The organism is Leisingera sp. F5 (assembly GCF_001593695.1).
Map to the genome: position 1 here is coordinate 1 of NZ_LUKH01001042.1, position 1331 is coordinate 1331.

The 1331-nt window shown below is 63.0% G+C and carries 3 protein-coding genes; all 3 read left to right on the forward strand.

Annotated features, from left to right (window positions below; all coding sequences use genetic code 11):
* The coding region (locus A2I95_RS38665; protein WP_291737688.1) for an aconitase family protein at positions 1-221 on the forward strand (221 nt) is incomplete at its 5' end.
* Positions 222-237: 16 nt separating this feature from the next.
* Positions 238-1065, forward strand: coding sequence for a hypothetical protein (locus A2I95_RS38670; RefSeq protein WP_291737689.1), 828 nt, complete (start codon positions 238-240; stop codon positions 1063-1065).
* Positions 1065-1331, forward strand: a 267-nt coding sequence (gene leuD / locus A2I95_RS38675; protein WP_291737690.1) for a 3-isopropylmalate dehydratase small subunit, incomplete at its 3' end; no start/stop codon positions are given. The genes A2I95_RS38670 and leuD, both read left to right, overlap by 1 nt.

Below are 1331 nucleotides of genomic sequence, written 5' to 3' on the forward strand. Positions count from 1 at the left end.
TCTTTGAAGCCGCCGGTTTCGAGTGGCGTCTTGCGGGTTGCTCCATGTGCCTGGCGATGAACCCCGATCAGCTATCCGAGGGCGAGCGCTGCGCCGCAACCTCGAACCGGAACTTTGAGGGCCGCCAGGGCTATAAGGGCCGCACCCATCTGGTGTCGCCTGCTATGGCAGCTGCTGCGGCGCTGACCGGCAGGCTGACGGATGTGCGTGAGCTGATCTGAGCCTGAGGGGCCTCCGATGCCATCCAGCCCTTCCCTTCCCGCAGTTGCAAGCCTGTGGATCGGTGACAGCCTGAACTGGCTGCACGAACTGTCCTTGGCCAGTTTCGTGCAGCGCGGCCACGAGGTTGTGCTGTTTCACACCGGGCCTGCAGCGCCGCCGGTGCCGCCAGGTGTCCGCACCTGCCCGGCAGCGGAAATCTGGGACCCGGTCAAGGCCGGACACGGGGAGGCGCCTGCCTCGATGCTGTCTGATCTGTTCCGCCTGTATCTGCTGAAACAGACGGAGATGATCTGGATCGACACTGATATGCTCTGCTGCCGGCCGTTGCCGGACGCGGGCTATCACGTCGGCTATGAGCCGACACGGTCGATCAACGGCGCGGTGCTGCGGTTGCCGAAAGGCTCTGCTGCGCTGAACCATCTGCTGGATTGGTTCGAGGACCCTGAGTTCGTGCCGCCCTGGCTGGGCCGCAAGATCCGCAAGGAGGTGGAGGCCGCACCGCCCGGCAAGCGCCTGCTGACAGCTTTTGAGCTGCAGCGCCCGTCGCTTGGCCCCCGGGCGCTGGACTACACGCTGACCCTGACCGGCGAAGTCGAACACGTCCGCGAGCCGGAGGTGTTCTATCCGATCCGCGGCGTTCTGACCGACGTGCTGTTCAGCGGCCACTGCCAGGAAGACGGCTGGCTGACCGAAAACACGCTGGCCGTTCATCTCTACGCATCCATGGTGCGCCGCTATCACAAGACGCACCGGCCCGAAAAACACAGCTTCATCGCACGCCACGCGCAAGAGATCGGCTTTGATCTCAGCGGTTTGAAGCACCAGAAACAAGGAAACGAGTAATGGAAAAATTCCAGAAACTGCAGGGTATCGCCGCCCCGATGCCGCTGGTGAACATCGACACCGACATGATCATCCCCAAGGTGTTCCTGAAATCCATTCAGCGCACCGGCTTCGGCAAGAACCTGTTCGACGAAATGCGCTTTAACCGCGACGGCACCGAGATCGCGGATTTCGTGCTGAACAAACCGCAGTACCGCAAGGCCGAGATCCTGGTGGCGGGCGACAACTTCGGCTGCGGTTCCTCGCGCGAACACGCGCCCTGGGCC

Bases quoted from the DNA above. Each gene is read 5' to 3' on its own strand.
- A2I95_RS38670 (WP_291737689.1), top strand. From the start codon at position 238: ATGCCATCCAGCCCTTCCCTTCCCGCAGTTGCAAGCCTGTGGATCGGT.